Origin of the sequence: Nocardia carnea NBRC 14403 (genome assembly GCF_000308515.1) — a bacterium.
In the GTDB taxonomy this organism is placed as follows: Bacteria; Actinomycetota; Actinomycetes; order Mycobacteriales; family Mycobacteriaceae; genus Nocardia; species Nocardia carnea.
In genome coordinates this window covers 1-18,954 of the sequence record NZ_BAFV01000054.1, presented here as the reverse complement: position 1 = coordinate 18,954, position 18,954 = coordinate 1, and the positions used below count along the sequence as shown (strand labels likewise).

Below are 18,954 nucleotides of genomic sequence, written 5' to 3'. Positions count from 1 at the left end.
CGCTGCGATATCCCGCTCATCGACGGCTCGCACCCCGAGTGCCGACCGTCGATTCCGTTCCCGGCGCGGCGACATGCCCCGCCCGAATCCGATGAGGTCTCGGGCTGACCGGCGACAAGGCGCGGGCGGTGCCGGGTCCGCCGCAGGACGCGCGTTCCCGGTAACGTCCTGCGTGGTGCAGGGAACACCGGTGCGAATCCGGGGCTGTCCCGCAACTGTCACCGAGGAGCGATCCGCCATTCAGTGGCCACGACCTACCCGGGTCGGAAGGCCGGCGGGGATGCGTCGATCCGGGAGCCAGGACACCTGCGCCACGGTATCGGGTGACACCCACGAGGATGGCGATGAACAACTCCACAACTGGTCGGGCAGTGCTCGGCCGCCGACGACTGCTGGCAACCGGCGCGGGCCTGCTCGGCCTGACCGCTCTGGGCGGCGTGCCACTGCTCACGGCCTGCGGCACAGCGGGCGGGCCCTCCGGGCCACCGTCCGGCCCACCACAACCGGGCGGACGGCTGCGGTCGTTGATCGCGGGGCGGTCCGCGACCTCCGATGTGCTGGACCCGCATGAGGCGGGCAGCTCGGCCGGCGGTGCGGTATCGAAGAACGTCTGGGACAAGCTGGTCGCCTACAACAACGACCTCACCCTGAGATACCGCCTGGCCCGGGCACTGGAACCGAACGCCGACGGCAGCGTGTGGCGGATCAGCTTGCGGCCGGGGGTGGTGTTCAGTGACGGCACTCCGCTGACCTCCCGCGATGTGTTGTGGAGCTTCGAGCGGATGCTCGACCCGGCGCGGGCTTCGGCCGGTGACCTGGCGATGGTCGATATGGCACGGACCGAGGCGGACGGCGAGCTCGACGTGCTGGTCGCGATGAAGACACCGATCGCGGATTTCGGGTCGGTGCTCGCGGGGTGGTACTGCTACGTCGTCAAGGACGGCACCACAGTGTTCGACCAGCGCACTCTGCCGGTGGGGACCGGGCCGTTCGCGCTGGCCGCCTGGTCTCCTGGCGACCGCACGCTACTGCGCCGCAACGACCGCCACTGGGACGGACCGGCCCCGCTGGACGAGGTGGAGATCATCCAGATCGCCGAAACCGAGGCCCGGATGAACGCCTTCCTCTCCGGTGAGGGCGATGTTGTGCACGAGATGAGCTATCTGCAGGCCCGGAATCTGGAGAACGACCCCGCCGCGACAGTGTATGTACCGCCCGAGGGCCTGATGGGGTGTTTCCAGATGCGCACCGATCTGGCGCCGTTCGACGATGTGCGGGTCCGACAGGCGATGCGGCTGGCCGTGGACCGGCAGGCGATGGTCGATGCCGTCTACTACGGGTACGGCGAGGTCGGCAACGATCTCTACGGCAAGGGCGCGCCGTACTACAACGACACCCTCCCACAGCGCAGCTACGACCCGCAGCGTGCCCGGGAACTGCTGCGGGCCGCGGGCAAGGAAAACCTCGAGGTCACCTTGGTCACCGCCGACGGTATGCCGGGCATGGTGGAATCGGCCACCCTCTACGCCGAACAGGCGAAGGCCGCGGGCATCACCGTCCGGCTCGAATCCGCCCCCGCCGATACCTACTTCTCCCAGGTCTCCGGTAAACGCGCGCTCACGCATGTGGGGTGGTGGAACTACAGCCTGGACTATTTCTACGGCCAGACCGGTACCAGTACCTCACCGAGCAACAGCACTGCGTGGCGGCGACCCGCGTGGGACGCGAAATTCGCCCAGGCCCGGGCCGCCATGAACCCCGAGCGGCGCCGCGAACTGTATTTCGAACTCCAGGACGAGCTGTGGCGGGAAGGCGGGCTCATCCTGCACAGCTTCGCCAAACGCCCCGACGCCGCCCGTAATACCGTCGGCGGGATGCGCGCCGGGGTTCCGGGTACCGACGACTGGGCGAACTACGCCACCACCTGGATCACTGCGCAGGGCTGACGCGTGCTGCGGTATTTCGTCGGCCGCGCAGCTGGCGGGGCAGGTGTGCTGGCCGTGGTCACGGTGCTGGTCTTCGGTCTGTTCGAACTGCTGGATTCCGATGCGGCGGTGGTGGTGCTGTCGCGGCGCGGCGCCGGCGATCCGTCACCGGAACAGTTGGCGGCGCTGCGCGCCGAACTGGGCCTGGATCGACCGGCGCCGGTCCGGTTCTTCGAGTGGCTCGCCGGTTTCCTACGCGGTGATCTCGGTGATTCGCTGATCTCCGGTCGTCCGGTCGCCGAGGTGCTGTTCGACCGATTGTCCAACAGCGCTGCGCTGGCACTGCTCACGATCGTGCTGCTGATCCCGCTGGCGCTGGGGCTGGGACTGCTGGCCGGCGCCCGGCCGGGGTCGCGGACGGACCGGGTGCTCAGCGCCGGTGCGCTGGCCGTCGAATCGGTGCCGCCGTTCATCACCGGGGTCCTGCTGGTGGCGATCACCGCGCTGTCGCTACGGCTGCTGCCCGCGGTTTCGCTGGTTCCCACCGGCACCAGCGTGTGGGAGCGGCCCGAAGTACTGGTGCTGCCCGTGATCTGTCTGCTGGCGGGCCTGTCACCGCACCCTGTGCGGATCGTCCGCGCGCAGACCGCCGAGGTTACCGCGACCGAATACATCCGCACCGCACGACTCAACGGCGTCGGCGGATTCCGGTTGGCGTGGCGGCATATCGCGCCCAATGCCGTATCCGCCTCCATCCATCCGCTCGCCGGGTCGGTGGTGGGCCTGATCGGCGGTATCGCGGTCGTGGAAACCCTCTTCTCCTTTCCCGGCGTATCCAAGGAACTGTTGATCGCGATCGCGGCGCGCGATTACCCGTTCGTCCAGTCCGCCGCCGTACTGCTGGCGGCATTCGGGATCGTCGTCTACCTGCTCGCGGACCTGCTCGCCCTGCTGATCAGCCCGCGCGCCCGGACACTGGTGGGGGCGGGGCGATGGTGAAGAAAACCGGTTGGGCGCTTGTCCTCACGGGGATTCTGAGTGTGGTCGCGCTCGGGCCCTTCGTCGCCCCGTATTCGCCCACGGCCTCGGTCGCGGCACCGTACCGGCCGCCCGGCCCGGGGCATCTACTCGGCACCGATGTCGTGGGCCGAGATGTGCTGTCCCGTCTGCTGCATGGCGGTTGGTCGCTGGTCAGTATCTCGGCGCTGTCGCTGGTGATAGCCTATGCGCTGGGGCTGACACTAGGTCTGCTGGCCGGTCTGCGGTCACGGGTGGATCCGTGGATCATGCGGCCGGTGGACGCGATCGTGGTCATTCCGTGGTTCCTGGTGCTGGCGGTGACGGCCACCGCGCTCGGCCCGGGAGCGGCGGCGGTACTGCTGACGTCCTCCTTGGCTGCCGCGCCGTGGATCGCGCGGATCATCCGCACCGCGGTGCACGATATCGCCGGTGCGGGCTATGTAGAATCGGCCCGGGCCCGGGGTGAACCGCTGTGGCGGATCGCCGTAATCGAGATCCTGCCCAATCTGCGGGGTGTGGTGCTCGCTGATGCCGGGGTGCGGTTGTCGGGGGTTATCTCGATCGTGGCGGTCGGTGGATTCCTCGGACTCGGTTTGCGCCCACCGGCACCCGACTGGGCACTGATGATCACCGAGAACCGTCCCGGATTCGGTATGCAACCGTGGTCTGTGCTCGCCCCGGCGTTGCTGATCATGGTTCTGGTGGTCTCGATCAATATGCTCAGCGACCGGGTGATCGCACCGCCCCGCCGCCGCAACAGCACGGCGGCACCGCAACCGGATACCGGCGAAGGATTGCGGGCCGAACGGCTCACCGTCCGGACCGACGCCGGACGTGTGCTGCTCGAGGATGTTTCCGTGCGGCTGGCCCCGGGCGCAGGGCTGGCGGTCATCGGGCCGTCCGGTGCCGGGAAGACGACCTTCGTCTCGGCCGTGCTCGGCGCGCTGCCGCCGGGACTGTCGGCCTCGGGCACAGTCACCATCGGCCGGAGCGGGCGGCTCCGCCGGGCGGTCGGATTCGTACCGCAGGATCCGGCGGCCGGACTCAACCCGGCGCTGCGGATCGGCACCTCGATCGCCGAGATCATCCGGGCGAGCGGACTCGAACGGACCGGCGACGATGTGACGGCCGCTCTGCGCCGGGTGGGCCTGCCCGGCGACCGTGCGTTCCGTCGCCGGTTTCCGCACGAGTTGTCCGGGGGACAGCAGCAGCGGGTCCTGTTGGCCATGGCCATGATCGGCGACCCCGCAGTGGTCGTCCTCGACGAGCCCACGACCGGACTCGACCTGCGGGCCCGTGTCGATCTCGTCGAGATGCTGGGCGCGGTACGCCGGGATGCGGCCACCTCATTCGTGATCATCACCCACGATCTCCCCGGCATCACACCGCTCGTCGATGATGTGCTCGAATTGGACGCCGGCCGCGTGGTTTCCTACCGGCCGATAAGTGACTCCGACAGCCGAGCGGCGGCGGTCACGGTGCGGAAACCACAGTGCTCCGGCCGAGAGCCGATTCTGCAGGTGGAAGCGCTGACGGTCGCGTATCGCTCACGCAACGTCGTCGACAGCATCTCCTTCGATCTGGCACCCGGCTCCTGCCTCGCGCTCACCGGGGTTTCCGGAGCGGGTAAAACCACCGTGGCCCGGGCATTGACCGGCCTGCACCCGGCGGCAAGCGGCACCATCCGGTTGGACGGGACAGTCCTGCCGCCCAGTACCGATGAACGCACGACACCGCACCGTCGCGCACTGCAATTGATCCCGCAGAACCCGGCCACCGCGCTGAACCCGGCCCACCGAATCGGCACCCAGATCCGCCGGCCACTGACCCTGCTACGCGGAATGGATACCACCACAGCCGACCTCGAGGTGTCTCGCCTGCTGACCGAGGTCGGCCTGGACCCGGATCTGGCCACCCGCCGCCCCGGAGAACTCTCCGGCGGCCAACAGCAACGGGTAGCTCTGGCCCGTGCCCTGGCCGCCGCCCCGGAAATCCTGATCTGTGACGAGATCACCGCTTCCCTCGACGCGAAGTCCCAGCAGACAGTGATCGACCTGCTCGACCGGCTACGCCGCAGCGGACCCGCGCTGCTGGTCATCAGTCATCAGAGCACAGTGCTGGACCAGTTGGCCGATGCTGTCCTGGATCTGGACCATCCGGATCCAGCAGTGCGGGAGGTGAGTGCGCGTGCGGCCGATTGATACCGGCCCGGCGGTGGCGATGGCTTCCGGCGAGCCGCGGTATCGGCCCCCGCCGGGCGGCAGTATGCGGTTCGGGTTGATCTCCCATATCGTCGGCGACGGCGATTCGGCCGGGATACTGCGCGACACCATCGAACTCGCGACGGTCGCCGAAGAGACGGGCTACGACTCCTTCTGGGTCGCTCAGCATCATTTCGGGGCGCAACGCGGGCACTGCCCGTCGCCGCTGGTCCTTCTCGCCGCGATCGCGCAGCGGACGACGCGCATCCGGCTGGGCACCGCCGTGGTTGTCGGCTCGCTCGAGGACCCGATCCGGCTGGCCGAGGACGCCGCTACCGTCGACGCACTCAGCGGCGGACGGCTCGAACTCGGCCTGGGTGCCGGGGCGGACGAGCAGACGTCGCACCGCTTCGGACGCGACCACCTCCGCCGGCACGAACAGTTCGCCGACACCCTGCATCAGCTACGCGAACTGCTCTCGGCAGGAAGCGACCTCGTACCGAACGCACCCGGACTTCGGGACCGGCTGTGGATCGGCACCTCCTCCGAACAGGGGTTCGCTTTGGCCGCGGACCTGAATCTGGGTGTGCTCACCGGCCGCACCTCCTCGGCGCGGGGGCCGCGCGACGAGATCGCCGCGCGCCGAGTCGACGGTTACCTCGCGGCGCAGCGACGGCACGGCCGGGCACCACGCGTCGGTGTCTCCCGGTCCGTGTTGTGCGCGGAAAGCGAGCGCGACGCGTTTGCCGCCATGCGGCTGGGTATCGAACGCTGGGTTGCGGCCTCGATTTCCGCGGGAAGGTTCCCTGCGGATTTCACCGCGGACGATTACGTTCGCACCGGTCACTGCTACCTGGGCACCGGCCCGCAGATCGCAGAGATGATCGCCGCCGACCCGGTGGTTCCCGCGGCGACGGAGTTCCTGTGCAATGTGCAGCCGGCAGCGCCTGCGCCGGCCGATATCCGGCGCAGTGTGAAAGCGTTCGCCGAACAGGTCATCCCAGGGTGGGGGTCCGCGGATCCTCGCCGAGGGTGATGATGTTGTCCGCGATCCGACGAAGGGCGCGTCGGGAATGCGAAACCACCACCACGGCGCGCCCTTCGTCGGCCATATCACGAAGCAGATCCAGGATCCGTTGCGCGGTGGCGTCGTCGAGAGCCGCGGTCGGTTCGTCCGCGAGTAGCAGTCGCACATCCGCGACCAGCGCTCGCGCGATCGCAACCCGCTGTGCCTGCCCACCGGAGAGCCGGCCGGGCCGGGTAGTGGGGTCGATATCGCCGAGGCCCACCCGGTCGAGCGCGGCGCGGGTGATCGCGAGCGATTCGGCCCGGGGCAGACGATCGCGGAGGCGGGGGAGCAGCGGTTCGGTGAGGCTCCGGTACAGCGGCCGGCGAGGGGCGAGACTGCCGACCGCGTCCTGGAAAATCAGACCGGCCTGCCCGGCCGGTGGCGCCCCAGGGGCCCCGTTCCAGCGCAGCGTTCCCTCACTGGGCTGTTCGGCGCCGGCAAGCACACGGAGCAATGTGCTCTTACCTGATCCGGAAGCTCCGGCGATACCGACGATTTCACCGGGACGGACCTGGATATCCGTCGGGGGGAGACCGCCCCCTGACGCATAGCGTTTGGTCAGCCCCTCGGCCGATATCAGCGGCGGTGCCGGGATAGGTTTCGGTTCGCGAGCCGCGATCGCTTCCGCGTCGGGCGGCGGGATCGGCGTCGTCTCGCGAAGCGTCCCGTTCTCGGCCGAGTAGACGCGATCGGCATACTGAGCGACCAGTTCCCGGTCATGACTGACGATCAGCAGTGTCGCGCCCGGCCGGGTGAGTGCCGCCAGCACTCGGTGGGCGTTGACATCGTCGAGTGCGCTCGTCGGCTCGTCGGCCAGCACCAGGACCGGATCCAGGGCTCGGCCGGTCACGATCGCCGCGCGCTGCAACATACCGCCGGACCAGGCGAACGGTCGTTCACGCAGACGGGCGGGCGCTGTGAGCCCGAGAGCGGCCGTGTCCTCGACGATCCGGTGGTGTGGTGGCTTGCGCCCGGTGATCCGCCAGCCCTGGGCGATATTCGTCGCCACGCTCATCAGCGGGTCCATCGCGCCGTATGGGTCTTGGCCGACGTAGCCGAGAACGGTGCCGCGCACGGCGCGGAAATCGCGTTCGGGACGTCCGGACATCTCCTCCCCACCGATCCGGAGGGAGCCGCTGACCCGCGCGGAATCGTCCAGCATGCCGAGGACCGCGCGCAGGATTGTCGTCTTACCGCAGCCGCTGGGACCGACGATCGCCACGGTCTCGCCGCGATGAACTCTGAACGAGATATCGCGCAGGATTCGATGATCGCCGTAGTGCACGGTCAGCCCACTGACTTCGACAATCGGGTCGGCAATGGGCAGGAGCTCGGTGTGACTGTGCTGTGCTCCTTCCACGCTGAGTTCACGGTGCGCTGGCTTGTCCGGCTCGCTCATGTGGGAATCTCGTCCGGTGCCCGGCTGCGCAGCCCTTCGGCGATGAGATTGGCCGACGCCGCCAGTGCCAGAATCGCCACCGCCGGACTGACCAGCAGCCACGGTGCGACGGTGAGGAAGCGGCGGGCGTCGCCGAGCATGGCTCCGAGTTCGGCTTCGGGCATCCGCACGCCGAGTCCGAGAAACGACAGTCCGGCCAGCGCGACCACGATGCCGCCGAGCCGCAGGGTGGTGACGATGAGGAACGGCGGAAATACCGCGGGTAGCAGATGACGTACCGCGATCGCGGACCTGGTCGATCCGGCGATCCGTGCCGCGACCACATACGGCTGATTCCGTGCCGCCAACGTCAGTCCCCGCGCGATCCGGGCATCCGCCGCCCAGTTCGAAACGATCAGCGCGACTAAGAGATTGACATAGCCCGGTCCGAAAAGGCCGACCACGGCAAGCGCCAAAACCAGCCCCGGGATGGCGAGCACGATATCGATCAACCGCGTAACGATCCGATCCGCACGGCCCCCGTAGATCCCGCACCCGACGCCGACGAGCAGGCTGACGGTCGCCGAACCCACCAGCACCAGCAGCGCCGACAGCAATGACAGGCGCAATCCATGGACCACCCGGGAGAACTGGTCGCGGCCGTATTGATCGGTTCCGAGCCAATACTCGGACCCGGGTGCGAGTAGTTTGTCCGCGTAGTGGGGTTCATTCGGGGGATACTCGGCGATCAGCGGGCCGACCGCAGCGATGAGTATCACGAGAACGAGAAGCAGGACACCGGCCTGTACCGTGCGCGGGAGTGCGCTGACCCGTAGCCGGACACGACGTGATCGGCCAGTGGTGGTGTCACGCGCCGCGACGGCATCGAGTCGGTGAGATCCGGTCATGCTGTCACCGTGATCCGACGGTCGATCACCGAGGACAGCACGTCGGCGGCGACGCTGGTCAAGACATACGTCGCGGCAGCGAACACCGTGAACGCCTGGATCACCGGCAGATCCCGGCTTTTCACCGATTCGACCACGAACGAACCGATTCCGGGCCAGGTGAGTACCGTTTCCACCACCGTGGCCCCTCCGAGGAGCACCGCGACACCGACTGCGAGCGCGTGCAGCGAAGGGACAGCGCTGTTGGGCAAGCCGTGACGCCAGAGAATGCGCCAGCGGGTGGCCCCGCGGGCGCGCAGTACCTGCGCGGCAGGGGTCTCCAGGAACGCCAACAGCTCGGCCCGCAGCAGTCGCGACCAGGTATCGGCCATCCCGGCGGCGAGGCAGATCGCGGGCATCCACACCTGCTGCCACGATCCGTCCAAGGCGGCCTTGCCCAGCCCGAAACCCACGACGAACACCTGGATCAGCAGCAGCGCCACCACGAACCCCGGAACCGAGGCGAACAGCAGCGCGACGCCGCGTGTGCCGTGGTCGGGCCACCGTCCGGGGAACTGCGCCGCAACCACGCCCAGCACTACGGCGAAAAGCACTGCCAGCACCAGAGATACCGAACCGAGCATGAGGGTGGCAGGCAACCGTTCGGCCAATTCATCGGCGACGGGCCGACCCGAGGCGAACGACAGACCGAAATCGCCGCGCACCACACCCCACAACCAGTGCGTGTACTGAGCGGGCAGTGCGCGATCCAGATGGAGTTCCCGGGTCAGCTCGCCGATCTGCTCCGGGGTGGGTTCCGGGACACCCTGGGCGACAAGGATCATCCGGGTCGGGTCGCCCGGCGCCAGCGGCATCAACATCCAGATGAGCACACTGGCGCCGAACAGGGTGATCACGGCCTCGACCACCCGGCGGCGGCCGAGAACGAGAGCACGCACCCCGGACTGCTAGCGACCGGTCCGGCTGGTGATGTGCCGCCGGACATTCGACACGGTGTAGTCGGCCCACTCCGGCCCGGTCACCACCGTGAAGTACTTGAACGTCCCCGCGACCACATACGCTTCCTCGGCCACCAGGATCTGCTGGGCGCGGCGGAGCAGCCGGTCGCGGTCGCCGCTGTCGAATTCGCTGCGTAGCTCCTTGCCGATGGCATCGATTTCCGGGTTGGCGATGCCCTGGGCATTCGACGAGCCACCGGTGGTCCAGCGCACCAGGAACGGCTGGATCGGATCGGCCGTACCGGACAGCGAACCGCTCAGCGCCACCGACGCCTCCCAGCCCGCCGGATCCTTCTTCACCTCCGCCGAATCCTCGGCATTGTCGATCCGCAACTCGAACCCGGCCTGCGCCACCTGATCCTGGATCGCGATCGCGACATCGCTGGTCTCCGGGCCCTGCGCCTGAGTGACGAACCGGACCACGAGCCTGCGACCGTCCTTGGTGCGGATACCGTCCGGACCCTTCACCCAACCGGCCTCGTCGAGCAGCCGGTTCGCCAGGTCCGGGTCGTGCACCTGGTTGGCCTCGGCGAACGACATCTGCCGCGGGTACAAACCCGCCGCCGCCTCGAACTGCCCGTTGCCGACGTCGGCGGCGATACCTTCGTAGTCGATCGCGGTGGTGAATGCCTTGCGGACAGCGGTATCGGTGAATACGCCCGCCTTCAGGTTCATCTCGACCAGCAGCGACTGTAATGCCGCATCCGATGACAGCACGTGAGTGTCGGTGTTGCCCTGCAGTTCGAGCTGTACCGACGTCGACGGATAGAACGCCATATCGGCCTCACCGCTGCGCACCCCGGCCAGTCGCGCCTGTTCATCGGGGACCACCCGGACGGTGACTCCCTTCAAAGGAGGTACGCCCTCCCAATGGCCCGCGTACGGCTGCAGAACCAGGTTGTCGGGTGTCCATTCGGTGATCGCGTACGGCCCGGAATAGGCGCCCGCACCGACGATCTTCGACGAATCACCACCCGTGGCCTCCACAGCGGCGACATCGTAGATCTGCAGGGAATTGTCCCGGGCGGCCAGCGCCGCGGGCACCATCGCATTCGGTTGTGGTGTCGTGAGCACAACCCGCTCGCCCTCGACAGTGACCTTGGTATCCGTATCGAGATAGACCTGTGCCGTCTTCGACCGGGCGATCTGCCGCGTCAACGCCGCCGCCACGGCCGCCGCGTCCACGGGTTTGCCGTTTTGGAAGGTGACTCCTTCACGCAGCGTCACCACCCAGCGCCGGTCGCCGTCACGGCTGACGTCGCGGGCCAGCCACGGCTCGATCTGCCCGGCCTCGGTGACCTGCAGGAGATTCTCCGCCACACCCCAGTCGAACAACCAGTTGGTCCCGGTCCCGGCGGGATCGAGTCCGGCGATCTTGTACGAGTTGTAGATCGTCAGTATGCCGTCGCCGGATTCGCGCAACTCCTTCGCCGCGGCGGCCGCGTCCTCGGCCGTCTCGGTGGACGCACAGCCGGTGAAGGCCAGGGTGGTCGCGAACAGGGCGGCCAGAACGGATATCCGCACGGGACGACGCCGATGCGAAGTCGTAGGGGTATAGCTGCGTAGCCGCTCGGCGTGATGCCGGGAGCGGCGAGTGAACACTCGCATCCTCATCCTCGTGAAACTCGATCCTGAACTGCGGCGCAGGTATCCTGGCTCCCGGATCGACGCTCGCCTCCGGCCTTCCAACCCAGGAAGGTCGTGGCCATCGGATGAAGGTTCGCTAACCGGTGACAGTTGCGGGACAGCCCCGGATTCGCACCGGTGTTCCCTGCAAAAGAAACTTAGCATCCCCTAATGGGCATCACCGACGTGCGCGGATGCCTCCCGGTACTCGAACAAGAACTGTGCGGAAGCCTGGCGTCCGACCGGCGACCGCCATATCCACCCGATACGCCGGCCACGAGCCTGCCTCGCCCCGAACAGGCCGAGTTCCTTGCCGGTGGGCCTTCCGGAATTCGGCCCGCGGGGTTGGTCGTCGAGTGCTCCCAACCCCGTGTGAGGTGATCGTCTTTCGCGATCCGATCGGAGTTGGCTATATTTGTCGGCGCAGCTGGTTCGCCGGAGGCGGAGTCGAGGAGCCCCTGATCCGTCCGATGGCGTCGAAGCTCGGTGGTGTTCGCATCGTCGAGTGAGAGGGAACCCGGTGGAAATCCGGGACTGTCCCGCAGCGGTGAGTGGGAACGACAGCCGTCACCCGCACTGGGCGTTTGCCTGGGAAGCGACGGTCGGTAGGACCAGCCCCGGGCCTCGCGCGTCGGGGTCGACCCGTTCGAGGTCGATGCCCACGAGTCCGAAGACCTGCCCGTTGTACCGGATACGCCGTATCCGGTGGCCGTCGCCTCGTGGATCGGGCGGTACGCCGAGTGGACCCGGGCACGGGAACGATGCTTCATGGGCTCCATCAGCGTGCGCTCTGGATGGGTGGCGGTCGTTGCTGCCGACCATGGAGTTCATTGATGTCGAACCCGCACACTATTTTTTCCGCGACCGTGCTGGGGCTTCCGCGCATCGGCCCCAACAGGGAGCTCAAACGCGCTACCGAGTCTTATTGGGCCGGGCGCCTCGATGCCGAGGGCTTGCACGCTGTCGCGGCGGACCTGCGCACCACTGCGCTGACCGCGGCGCGTGACGCCGGGCTGGATTCGGTGCCGGTGGGCACGTTCTCCTACTACGACCAGGTGCTCGATACCGCCGTGCTGCTCGGAGCGTTGCCCGAGCGGGTATCGGGGATCGCCGACGAGCTGGATCGCTACTTCGCGGCCGCGCGTGGCAACGCCGAGGTCACTCCGCTGGAGATGACCAAGTGGTTCGACACCAACTACCACTACCTGGTGCCCGAACTCGCCGCGGACACCGCGTTCTCCCTGCATCCGGAGAAGCCGCTGGCCGAGCTGCGCGAAGCGCTGGCTCTGGGCGTGCCGGCCCGCCCGGTCGTCGTCGGCCCGATCACCTTCCTGAAGCTGGCCAAGTCGCTGGACGGCAGCGACCTGCTCGAGCGTCTGCCCGACCTGCTGCCCCTCTATGAGCAGCTGCTCGGCCTGCTCGCCGATGCCGGTGCGCAGTGGGTGCAGATCGATGAGCCGTCGCTGGTGACCGATCTGACCGAGGCCGAGCTGGCGGCCGTGCGTTCCACCTACCAGCGGCTGTCGCAGGTGTCGGCGCGCCCGGCCATTCTGGTGGCCGCTTACTTCGGCCGGCTGGGGGTGGCGCTACCGGTGCTGGCGGAGACCGGAATCGAGGGCATCGCCGTCGACCTCGTCGCCGGTGGTGATTCGGATGTGGCTGTGGTGCAGTCGATCACGGACAAGCTGATCGTGGCGGGTGTCGTCGACGGTCACAACATCTGGCGGGTCGACCCCGATCGCGCGCTGCCACAGTTGACCGGGCTGCGTGATGCCGGGGTGCCGGTCGCTGTGTCGAGCTCGTGCTCGCTGCTGCACGTGCCCTACAGTCTCGCGCCCGAGACCGATCTGGACCAGCGGCTACGCAGCTGGCTGGCGTTCGGTGCGGAGAAGATCTCCGAAATCCGTGTGCTGGCCACCGCTCTCGCCGAGGGTGAGGGCGCTGTCACGGAGGCTCTCGAGATCGCTCGCACGGCCGTGGCCGCTCGCTTGGCCGACCCGCGGCTGCGGATCGAGTCGGTGCGTGGGCGCCTGGCCGGACCGGCCGCTGACGCAGTGCGCCGCACCCCGGCCGACGAACGTCGCGTGCTGCAGCAGCAGCGGCTGAACCTGCCGCTGCTGCCGACCACCACCATCGGCTCCTACCCGCAGACGAGCCGCATCCGCGTGGCCCGCGCCCAGCTGCGCCGAGGCGAGATCGACCAGGCCGAATACGGCACGCGGATGCGTGCCGAGATCGCCGAGGTGATCGCGCTGCAGGAGGAGATCGGTCTCGACGTGCTGGTGCACGGTGAGCCGGAGCGCAACGATATGGTGCAGTACTTCGCCGAGCAGCTCGACGGCTTCGCCGCGACGATCAACGGCTGGGTGCAGTCCTACGGCACTCGGTGCGTGCGGCCGCCGATCGTCTACGGCGATGTGGTCCGTCCGCAGGTCATGACCGTCGAATGGATCACCTACGCGCAGTCGCTGACCAGCAGGCCGGTCAAGGGCATGCTGACCGGGCCGGTCACCATCCTGGCGTGGTCGTTCATCCGTGACGACCAGCCGGCGGCCGATACCGCTCGCCAGATCGCGTTGGCGATCCGGGACGAGACGGTGGACCTCGAGGCGGCCGGTATCGGCATCATCCAGGTCGACGAGCCCGCGCTGCGCGAGCTGCTGCCGCTGCGCAAGGCCGACCAGGCGGCCTATCTGGACTGGGCGGTCGACGCGTTCCGGCTCTCGACCTCCGGCGTCGCCGACGCCACCCAGATCCACACCCACCTGTGCTACTCGGAGTTCGGTGAGGTCATCGGGGCCATCGCGGGTCTGGATGCCGACGTCACCTCGATCGAGGCGGCGCGCTCGCATATGGAGGTGCTCGACGACCTCAACGCGGCCGGGTTCGGTCTGGGCGTGGGCCCCGGTGTCTACGACATCCACTCGCCGCGCGTGCCCGGCACCGAGGAGATCGAGAAGTCGCTCGCGCTCGCACTGAAAGCCGTTCCGGCCGAACGGCTGTGGGTCAACCCGGACTGCGGTCTGAAGACCCGCCGCACCGACGAGGTCATCGCCTCGCTGCGCAATCTCGTCGCGGCGGCCCAGGCGCTGCGCTGACCTGTGACCGGGGAGCCCGCCCGGCGGGCGCCCCGGTTCCGCGGCGCTTCCCTTCCAGCCCGAGGCCTTCATGCACTTCTTTTCCGCGGGCCGCACGCCGATCGGCCATGCCGTCCGAACCGTCCCTGCGGTGCCCGCAGCTCGATCGGTGGTCGAGAGCCTGCGCACCCACTCCACGACGCGGGTTCCGTTCTCCGTGGAGTTCAACCCGCCCCGAGACGCCGACGGTGAGGCCCGGTTGTGGCGCACCGTCCGGCAGTTCGAGCGTATGCATCCCGCGTTCGTATCGATGACCTACGGTGCGGGTGGTTCCACCAAGGACCGCACCGCTCGCATCACCGGGCAGCTGGCCCGGCAGACCACCCTGCTGCCGATAGCGCATCTGACTGCGGTCGGGCACAGTCTGGCCGAACTGCGCGCGCTTGTCGGTACCTACGCCGACTGCGGCATCCGCAACATTCTCGTCCTGCGCGGAGATCCGCCGGGCGACCCGCTCGGGGACTGGCACAAGCATCCGGCCGGTGTCACCTATGCCGAGGAACTGGTTCGGGTCGTGCGCGATCTCGGCGATTTCGATGTCGGTGTCGCGTCCTTCCCGCAAGGCCATCACCGGTCCGCGGATCTGGAGACCGACACCGCCTTCCTGGCCGCGAAACTCCGCGCCGGAGCCGACTATTCGATCACCCAGATGTTCTTCGATATCGAGCACTATCTGCGGTTGCGCGACCGCATCTGCGCGCACGATCCGATCGAGGGCGCGAAACCGATCATCCCCGAACTGATGCCGATCACCTCACTGCGCACCGTGCGCCGGGCGGTGGAGCTGTCCGGGCGGGAGTTGCCGGCCGCGGTGCTGGATCGGCTGCGCAAGGCCGCGGGGGACGGCCCGCAGGAGAACCGCGAGGCGGTCCGCGCGGCAGGTATCGAGATCGCCACCGAGATGGCGCAACGGCTCATCGACGAGGGTGCGCCGTGTCTGCATTTCATCACCCTCAATTTCGCCAAGGCCACCACACAGGTGCTCACCGATCTCGGCTACGAAGTGACAGCCGCGCCTGGGCCGGTGACGCGCTCTCAGTCGGCTGCCGTCGGTATGTAGCGGACATTGTGAGCGCTGTTGCAGTCGACCCGGATCCGGGCTACTCGACTGCGGAAACCACGATGGCCGAGCGACGGCCTACGGCTCGGACAAGGTGAGGAACACCCCTGTGGCTGATGTCTCCGGACGATCGACGTTCGGTGTCGCGCGTTTCGACGATCGCCGGCGCGGTCGGAGCACGGTTTTCCGGGATCTGGGTGCCGTGATCAGCGCGCGGACACTCGACGATGTGAAATCCGCGCTGGCCCGCGCGGAGGAACTGGCTCGCCGCGGTAACTGGGTGTACGGATTCGTGTCCTACGAGGCGGCTCCCGCATTCGACCCCGCGCTGCATGTCCGGGCCCACACCGGGGCGGGCTCGATGCCGCTGTGCTGGTTTGCCGCGGTACCACCGGATCACGTTGCTCACACGATGCACCGCTCGACGTGGCCGGACGCGGGTCGTACCGTGTCGGCGACTGGCGCTTGGCCGATTCCGTCGAGCGCTACCAGGGGGCCGTGAACACGATCCGTGAGCGCATCGCGGCGGGCGAGATCTACCAGGCCAACCTGACCACCAGGCTCGATGCCGCGATCTCCGGTGATCTCACCGCTGTGTATGCGGACCTGCTCGCCGCGCAGACCTGTTCCTATGGTGCCTATATCGATACCGGCGAGCATGTGGTCCTCAGCGCCGGCCCGGAGTTGTTCTTCCACTGGGCCGAAGGCCGGGTGACCACCCGGCCGATGAAAGGCACGGCCCGGCGCGGGCGCGATTCTCTCGAAGACGCGGCCCTGCGAGCACAACTGTCGGCGAGCGCGAAGGACCGTGCCGAGAACCTCATGATCGTCGACCTGCTCCGCAACGACCTGGCCAGAATCCCGGGTGCCCGCGACATCCGCGTGCTGTCGCTGTTCGATGCCGAGCCCTATGAGACGGTGTGGCAGCTGACGTCGCACATCGCCGCCGAGGTACCCGACCGGACCGGTCTCGACAGTGTCTTCACCGCGTTGTTCCCGTGCGGATCGGTCACCGGCGCGCCGAAGTACCGCAGCATGGAGATCATCGGCGAACTGGAGGCCACACCGCGAGGGCTGTACTGCGGAGCCATCGGCATGATCGCGCCCACCGGTGACGGCGGTATCGACGCGACGTTCAGCGTCGCGATCCGCACCCTCGTCCACCACCGCGCCACCGGCCTGGCCCGCTATGGCGTGGGGGGCGGGGTCACCTGGGACTCGACCCCGAGCGGCGAATTCGCCGAGGCGCTGACCAAGGCGCGAATCCTGGAGGGGCTCAACAGTATCGAACGGCCTCTGCCGGTGCACGGCGCCGACGAAGACACCTACTCCACACAGGAAGCCGGTTGACCGATGGCTCGAACACGCATCATGGGGGTCCTCAATCTCACCCCCGACTCCTTCTACGACGGCGGCCGATACGCCCACCCCCGCGAGGCCATCCGGCACGGACACCAGATGCTCGCCGAAGGGGCCGACATCAACGATATCGGTGGCGAATCGACCCGGCCGGGCGCCGTCGAAGTTCCCGCCGAGGTCGAATGCGAGCGCGTCTGCGCAGTCGTGGAGGCCCTGTCGCGGGACTGCCTCGTTTCCATCGATACCCGCCACGCGCAGGTCGCGCGCGCCGCCGTCCACGCCGGCGCCCGGCTGATCAACGACATCTCCGCATCGCTGGCGCCGGTCGCCGCCGGCCTCGGGGTCGGGTGGGTCGCGATGCACATGCGCGGTACCCCGGAGACTATGCAGGTCGCACCGCACTACGAAGACGTCGTGGCCGAAGTCACCCACCAACTGCTCTACTACGCCGAGACCGCCGAGCGTCTGGGAGTGCCAGAAGTCTTCATCGATCCCGGCCTCGGATTCGGCAAGACCACGGCCCACAACCTGGCACTCGTCGAGGCTATCGATGTGCTCGCCGGGACCGGATATCCGGTGCTCGTCGGCGCCAGCCGCAAATCTTTCATCGGCGAGGTCCTCGGAATCACCGACCCCGGCCAACGCCTGGCCGGTTCACTCGCCGTCGCTGTGGCCGCCGTCGCCCGCGGCGCAGCCGTCATCCGGACACACGACGTCGCACCCACCCGACAGGCGATACTGATCGCCGAAGCGGTCGACACACCCGCCCTCTCGCGCCGGTGATCTCGCCGGCTGCGTCGACCGTGGTCGCGGCGCCGGGGCTGAGTAACTCGCGTATCGTTTGGCGGCGCTACGTGGGCGCAGACTTGAGCAAGCCCCGCGGTTACCCCGCGCTTTCGTCGTCGATGCGACGTTGGCGCCAGACGTCTACCGGAGGAGAGCGATGATCGCGGAACCGGAGGTACATCGTCGGTCGTGTAGCTTCTTCCCTGGTCAGGGGCCTGCTAGGGGGCTCGTGCGTCGTCTTGAGCGTAGCCAGCCAGCAGGCTGCGTGGTCTACCGGTCGACTTGACGTTCTGACGACCGGTCATGAGGGTCGAGTGTTCGTTGTGGCGGTAGCTTCGGGGTGGTTCGACCCGGGGCCGTGCGATGGGGTTCCGACGGCAGTTTCTCGCTGGACGCTGGATTTCCGTTGTGGCTGAACGTAATCGCCTGGATCGCAGCGTGCTGGTGTGCCCGTCTGCGTTGCCATCGCAGGGGGCGGTCGTGGGGGTCGGTGCCGAACGTCGATAGCGTGCCCGGCCGATGAGTCTCATGAACCTCTTCGTGGGGGTCAGGGGTTCGAGTCCCCTTAGCTCCACTTAAAACCCCAGCTCAGGCCCGGTTTAGTGCCGGGCCTGACCTGTTTTATTTTGACCAAACCCCCGTTTACCCCCCGGTTTGGTCCCGAAAGGGTGTTGACGATGGTTCTGCCGTCGTCCTGCCAGTGAAATAGTGTGACCTGATCCGGGTGTATGTCCGGGACCGGGAGTCATTGTGGCAGGTCGGGTAGGTCCGCCAGTGTCTGTAGTGCGCCTTCATACCAGGCGTGTACAGCCAGCCAGAGATAGGGCGGTTGTCCTTCCTCGGTTTCCATCTCCTGGGCCTTGTGGATCAGGTACTGCAGCATCCGGTTGTCCCGATGCGGGAACGGGTAAGGGAAGGTGCTGTCGGGTGTGTTGATGCTGTCGGTCCGGTAATCGGAGTGTCCGTTGGCGATGATTTGGGTCGACTGGCGGGTTATGTACTCCGTCGGAATCTGTGCGGGTTGGTCGGGTTCCATGGCTTGTCCCGGGTGGTTGTGGGCGGCCTGGTGGCGGGGATCAGTGTGCCATGCCCACCGCCGGACGTCGTGTGGCCGGGGCTCCGCCAACCTGATCGCCGAGTCGAGCAAATCCGTCCGGGTCGGCCTGAAGTGCCTCGGGTGCGTCGCACACTGCCCAGACCCAGTCGCCATGTAGGCAATCCAACCCGGCGCAGACGTGAATGTGGCGAGAGCCGCTCTTGGCGCGCCGACCATGCGGATGATCATCGCGCTCGACCACCTCGACCACCTCGACCACCTCGACCACCTCGACCACCTCGACCACCTCGATCAGCGCGGTATCGCCGGTGCCGGGTTTCCAGTCCCGATGCTGCAGTCCCCAGCGCCTCGCCGAGGCGGATCCCTGTGGGACATGGTGCGTCACTGCGGAACAGGGTGCGGTATCACGTATTGCGGCGCGGACTTCGGG

At 67.8% G+C, this 18,954-nt stretch carries 15 protein-coding genes and 3 riboswitches; of the genes, 9 read left to right on the top strand and 6 right to left on the bottom strand.

The window, feature by feature from the left end:
* Positions 1 to 151: 151 nt before the first annotated feature.
* Positions 152 to 328: riboswitch (cobalamin riboswitch) on the top strand.
* Positions 329 to 344: 16 nt separating this feature from the next.
* Genes ON22_RS19630 through ON22_RS19615 form a run of 4 tightly spaced genes read left to right on the top strand, consistent with a single transcriptional unit; the run spans position 345 to position 6,182 of the window.
* Positions 345 to 1,946: an ABC transporter substrate-binding protein gene (locus ON22_RS19630; protein ID WP_033243546.1), complete on the top strand. Its 1,602-nt coding sequence runs from the start codon at positions 345 to 347 to the stop codon at positions 1,944 to 1,946.
* Between the two features lie 3 nt (positions 1,947 to 1,949).
* On the top strand, positions 1,950 to 2,924 hold the full coding sequence (locus ON22_RS19625; protein WP_033243158.1) for an ABC transporter permease: 975 nt from the start codon (positions 1,950 to 1,952) through the stop codon (positions 2,922 to 2,924).
* Complete coding sequence (locus tag ON22_RS19620) at positions 2,918 to 5,146, top strand: ABC transporter ATP-binding protein/permease (protein WP_051157841.1); 2,229 nt, start codon at positions 2,918 to 2,920, stop codon at positions 5,144 to 5,146. Before ON22_RS19625 ends, ON22_RS19620 begins: the two co-directional genes overlap by 7 nt.
* Positions 5,133 to 6,182, top strand: coding sequence for an LLM class flavin-dependent oxidoreductase (locus ON22_RS19615; protein WP_156052244.1), 1,050 nt, complete (start codon positions 5,133 to 5,135; stop codon positions 6,180 to 6,182). Before ON22_RS19620 ends, ON22_RS19615 begins: the two co-directional genes overlap by 14 nt.
* Here the strand turns inward: ON22_RS19615 and ON22_RS19610 are convergent.
* The 4 genes from ON22_RS19610 to ON22_RS19595 are packed head-to-tail and all read right to left on the bottom strand — an operon-like array spanning position 6,142 to position 11,107.
* A complete protein-coding gene (locus tag ON22_RS19610; protein WP_051157839.1) occupies positions 6,142 to 7,614 on the bottom strand; it encodes an ABC transporter ATP-binding protein in 1,473 nt (490 codons plus the stop codon). The two genes, ON22_RS19615 and ON22_RS19610, sit on opposite strands and share 41 nt — an antisense overlap.
* The gene (locus tag ON22_RS19605) at positions 7,611 to 8,501 is read right to left on the bottom strand and encodes an ABC transporter permease (protein WP_033243157.1); all 891 of its coding nucleotides are present in this window, start codon (positions 8,499 to 8,501) and stop codon (positions 7,611 to 7,613) included. Before ON22_RS19605 ends, ON22_RS19610 begins: the two co-directional genes overlap by 4 nt.
* Positions 8,498 to 9,439, bottom strand: coding sequence for an ABC transporter permease (locus tag ON22_RS19600; protein ID WP_033243156.1), 942 nt, complete (start codon positions 9,437 to 9,439; stop codon positions 8,498 to 8,500). The genes ON22_RS19605 and ON22_RS19600 overlap by 4 nt, the downstream gene beginning before the upstream one ends.
* Before the next feature lie 9 nt (positions 9,440 to 9,448).
* The gene (locus tag ON22_RS19595) at positions 9,449 to 11,107 is read right to left on the bottom strand and encodes an ABC transporter substrate-binding protein (protein WP_157170422.1); all 1,659 of its coding nucleotides are present in this window, start codon (positions 11,105 to 11,107) and stop codon (positions 9,449 to 9,451) included.
* Positions 11,108 to 11,122: 15 nt separating this feature from the next.
* A riboswitch (cobalamin riboswitch) is annotated at positions 11,123 to 11,326 on the bottom strand.
* Positions 11,327 to 11,601: 275 nt separating this feature from the next.
* Positions 11,602 to 11,822: riboswitch (cobalamin riboswitch) on the top strand.
* 136 nt (positions 11,823 to 11,958) lie between these two features.
* Between ON22_RS19595 and metE the strand changes: the two genes are divergently transcribed.
* From metE to folP, 5 genes are all read left to right on the top strand, one after another.
* On the top strand, positions 11,959 to 14,223 hold the full coding sequence (metE, locus tag ON22_RS19585) for a 5-methyltetrahydropteroyltriglutamate--homocysteine S-methyltransferase (RefSeq protein ID WP_033243153.1): 2,265 nt from the start codon (positions 11,959 to 11,961) through the stop codon (positions 14,221 to 14,223).
* A gap of 70 nt (positions 14,224 to 14,293) precedes the next feature.
* A complete protein-coding gene (locus ON22_RS19580) occupies positions 14,294 to 15,322 on the top strand; it encodes a methylenetetrahydrofolate reductase (protein ID WP_081595702.1) in 1,029 nt (342 codons plus the stop codon).
* A 109-nt stretch (positions 15,323 to 15,431) separates the two neighbouring features.
* Positions 15,432 to 15,824, top strand: coding sequence for a hypothetical protein (locus tag ON22_RS37245; protein WP_051157836.1), 393 nt, complete (start codon positions 15,432 to 15,434; stop codon positions 15,822 to 15,824).
* A complete protein-coding gene (gene pabB / locus ON22_RS19575; RefSeq protein ID WP_157170421.1) occupies positions 15,749 to 16,672 on the top strand; it encodes an aminodeoxychorismate synthase component I in 924 nt (307 codons plus the stop codon). The genes ON22_RS37245 and pabB overlap by 76 nt, the downstream gene beginning before the upstream one ends.
* Before the next feature lie 3 nt (positions 16,673 to 16,675).
* Entirely contained in the window at positions 16,676 to 17,464 is a 789-nt protein-coding gene (folP, locus tag ON22_RS19570) for a dihydropteroate synthase (protein WP_033243152.1), read from the top strand.
* A 748-nt stretch (positions 17,465 to 18,212) separates the two neighbouring features.
* Here the strand turns inward: folP and ON22_RS19565 are convergent.
* The gene (locus ON22_RS19565) at positions 18,213 to 18,503 is read right to left on the bottom strand and encodes a hypothetical protein (RefSeq protein WP_033243151.1); all 291 of its coding nucleotides are present in this window, start codon (positions 18,501 to 18,503) and stop codon (positions 18,213 to 18,215) included.
* A gap of 40 nt (positions 18,504 to 18,543) precedes the next feature.
* A complete protein-coding gene (locus ON22_RS36355) occupies positions 18,544 to 18,909 on the bottom strand; it encodes a hypothetical protein (protein ID WP_033243150.1) in 366 nt (121 codons plus the stop codon).
* Between the last annotated feature and the right edge of the window lie 45 nt (positions 18,910 to 18,954).